General features: G+C 48.8%; 2 protein-coding genes. Both read right to left on the bottom strand.

The window, feature by feature from the left end:
* On the bottom strand, positions 1-2,612 hold a 2,612-nt coding region (locus AC1DFM_RS34515), incomplete at its 3' end, for a non-ribosomal peptide synthetase (RefSeq protein WP_477081337.1).
* Between the two features lie 39 nt (positions 2,613-2,651).
* The coding region (locus AC1DFM_RS34520) for a non-ribosomal peptide synthetase (protein WP_477081338.1) at positions 2,652-4,278 on the bottom strand (1,627 nt) is incomplete at its 5' end.

Consider the following 4,278-nt stretch of genomic DNA (forward strand, 5'->3'; position numbering starts at 1 on the left):
CCGGCGTCGAGTATGTATATATGTGCCGAAGAAAATGGTTTGCCTATGGGGATGTTCTCTTCATAAGAACGACCTGTCTCTACTATATGCAGTAATTTTCCTATAGTCGTTTCCGTTGGGCCATAGTGATTCACTACTACGCATGCTGCACCTGAACGGCGTATCTTTTCCACTACTGAAACTTCCAGCGATTCACCTCCGAAGATCAGTAGTTTTTCCGGCAGCAGCAGCGCATCTCCATCGCATAATGCTTTCCAGTGCGAAGGAACTACTTTGATACAATCGATACGATACCGGTCAAAATATGTTCTGATCTTTTCTGCATCATTGGTCAATGCTTTTGAAAGCACATGTAAAGTGCCTCCAACTGCCAGAGAGCTGTATATCACCGTATTCCCCAAATCCGTTGCTATGCTGGAGAGCAATCCGAAAGAGCCAGCATCTGACAACGGCAGATGTGCCTGTAATCCATAGAGGTAGTCTGCCAGGTTCTCGTGATTGATCATTACACCTTTGGGAAGACCAGTACTGCCGGAAGTATAAATCACGTACAATGGTGAAGATGGCAGGATATGAGGTAACTTCACCGGCCGGCTGCTGCTTATCTGTTCCTGATCACCGTCGAGGACCACCACGTGGAGATCTCCTATAACCGTTTCCAGCTTTGCAGCAGTAATCAGATCACTGACTATTACCGTAGCACTTGTATCTTTCAGCACATGACTGATGCGATCTGCAGGATAAGCCGGATCTATTGGTACATAAGCCGCTCCAGCCCTAATGATCCCCAGCAACCCTACAATCATTTCCAGCGATCGTTCTATACAAAGCGGTACCAGTGAACCTGCTTTAACACCTTTCCCGATCAGGTAATATGCGAGTTGATCTGCACGTTCATTCAGTTCTCTATATGTGAGCGTACTGCTTTCGAATACCAATGCAGTATTATCCGGCGCAAGCTCAGCCTGTACCGCGAACAGGTCTGCGAATGTTTTATCAGAACGATCATCTACTGCGGTATTAGCAACCGTTTTTAACAATGCTTTATCTGTTTCCGAAAGCATTACCAGTGAGTTGATGCCGGCTTCCGGCGTACTAACTGCCGACCGCAGCAACTGCCCGAAATGCGTTACTATTCTTGCTATTGTAGCAGGTTCAAACAGATCAACACAATACTCCACATGGCCAGAAAGACCAGCTTCATCCTCATTTATAAAGAGGGCCATATCGAATTTTGTCGTGGTATGTTCAAGCAGTTCCTGGGATAATTGCAGATCTCCCAGGTAAAGGTCAGGCGCCGCCGGGGCATTTGCCAATCCGAACAATACCTGGAACAGTGGGTTTCTGCCGGGATCCCGTTCCTTTGCAACAGCTTCCACCACCCTCTCAAAAGGCACCTCCTGATGATCATATGCTTCCAACGTGGTTTGTTTTACCTGTTGCAGCAGGGAGAGAAAAGATGGATTACTGCCCAAGTCACTACGTAATACCAGCGCGTTAACAAAAAAGCCGATTAATCCTTCTGTCTCCTGCCTTATTCTGCCTGCAAGCGATGTGCCTACACAAATATCTTCCTGGCCAGTATAACGGTATAACAATACTTTAAAAGCCGTCAGCATGGTCATGAACAAAGTAGCGCCCTGTTGCCGTGACAATAACTGTATCTGCCCGGATAACTCCTGATCAAACCGGAAAGTGTGTATAGCGCCGCGCATGCTCTGACCAGATTGCCGGCTGTGGTCTGCGGGTAACTGCAATATGTTTACCCCGGATAATTTGTGCTTCCAGTAATTCAACTTTTCTTCCAGCATAATGCCCGACAGCCACGTGCGCTGCCAGATGGCGTAGTCAGCATATTGTATTTCAAGTGCCGGTAGCAGTGGAGCCCGCCCTGTGGCATAAGCATTGTACAACTCTATCAGTTCACTTACGATAATACCCGCTGACCAACCGTCGGAAGCTATGTGGTGTATTGTCAGTACCAGTAAATAATTGTCTTCTGCCTGTGATATAAGTTGCGCACGGAGCATATGGTCCACGGATAAGTCGAAAGGCGCAACTGTCAACTCTTTCACATAAGTACGTAATTGTTCAGCATTATCATACATACCAGCATCTGTATGATTTAGCTGCCATTGATCTTTTTCCAGTATCCGCTGATAAGGCAGTCCATCCTCCTGCTCAATAACTGTCCGGAGTACTTCGTGCCTGTTAACGATCGTCTGTAATGCACCAGACAATGCATCGATGGAAAGATTACCCTTCAGACGCAACGCCACTCCCTGATGATATTGTACGCTGCCTTCCAGCTGGTGAATGAACCACAAACGTTCCTGACTATACGAAAGCGGAATACGATCAGACATATTCCTGTCACGCGCAGGGATTACAGCCTCTCCTCCAGGCGTTCCTAAAGCATGCCGGCTGTTTTTCTTCAGGTAGGTAATGATATATTCTTTATTGTTTTTCAGTTCATTTAGAAATGTCCTGTCGATTTCGTTGATTTTATTTGCCTTTACAACGAGTTCGTTATTGTCGAAAGATACTTTAATGCCAAAATCGCTGGCCTTTTCCAGTAGCTCTACTACTTCTGTTAATTTAATGCCGGTCATGGTCTGTTATTTAAGAGTAAAAAAAATTTCCCGGGAGTGCTAAAATCTCAGGGTTTCCAGATCTTCATCGTCGGGAGCAGCATGCTGCTGATTAATTTTTATATGTTTAGCTAAAGCGTCGATAGTGGGAAGCTGGAAGAAAATGCTGGCGGGTATTTCTATGCCCAGCTCTTTGTGGATGGCGGCGTTCAGCCGCATCACCAGCAGCGAGTGACCACCCAGTTCAAAGAAGTTATCGTGGATGCCTATACGTTCTTTTCCCAGCAACGCCTGCCAGATGCCTGCCAACAGCTGCTCGGTGGCCGTTTCCGGAGCTGCATAATTTTCCGGCTGCAACAACGCTTCGTCCGGCTGAGGCAACGATTTCCTGTCCACCTTTCCATTCGGTGTCAGCGGCAGCGCTTCCAGTGTTACCAGTACAGCAGGGACCATATAGGCCGGCAAACGCGCTTTCAGCCATGATTGCACCGTTTCCTTGTCATAGTCTGCACGGGGAACCACATAGCCCACCAGCCGCCGGTGACCAGATTCCGCTTCCTGTGCCACCACTACCGCCTGATGTACCTGCTCATTACCGGATAGCACACTCTCCACTTCTCCCAGCTCGATGCGGTAGCCATGGATCTTCACCTGTCTATCCAGACGGCCACCATAAGCGATCGTTCCATCCGCCAGCCAGCGACCCAGATCTCCCGTACGATACATCCGCGCTCCTTTTACAAACGGGTCGGCCACAAACTTCTCTTCCGTCAGCGACGCCCGGTTCAGGTAGCCACGACCTACTCCAATTCCGCTCACACAGATCTCTCCCCAGACACCCACCGGACAAATACAACCCCGTTTGTCCAGCACATAGATCCGCAGGTTCTGCACAGGACGACCCAACGGCACCGTCGATCCGGATGGCGCTGAAGACATGATATGATGCGTAATATTATCTGACGCCTCCGTGGGGCCATACGCATTCACTACCGGTATACCACCATAAGCTGCATGACCAAACCATTGCTCCAGTAACGTTGCACTCACCTCCTCTCCTGTTACCAGCAGGTAACGCAGCCCCTTTAATGGAGTGCTGATGCCCGACTGCAACAACGATGACAGATAAGAAGGCACCAGCTCCAGTATGGTGACCCCGCTGCGATGCGTGAGGGCAAGCAGCGAAGATGGATCGTAGATGACTGACGAATGATAAATAACCGTTGTACCGCCGCAGACCAAGGCCGCAAACATCTGCCATACTGATATATCAAAGCTGTAACTGGCTGTTTGTGCGATCACCGATTGTCCGTTTATTTCAAGCGCATTGATCTTGGCATACAAATGATTCAACAGACCCTGGTGCTCGATCATCACTCCTTTGGGAACACCTGTAGAACCGGAGGTGTAGATCACATACGCCAGGTGGTGAGGACGTGGTTCCGGTAGTCCGGAAACCGGTATATCGGTGGTATTTACGAAGATGTCTTCCAGTAATACAATTGTGGCATCGGTAGCCGGAAGCTGGGCTGATAAGCCCGCACTGCTCAATATCACGGAAGCTCCCGTGTCTGACAGCATATACAAAATCCTTTCTGCCGGATAGGACGGATCAACAGGTACATATGCGCCGCCCGCTTTCAGTATCCCCAGTATGCCGATCACCATATCCGCTGATCTTTCCAGG

The organism is Chitinophaga sp. 05T412 (assembly GCF_056396465.1).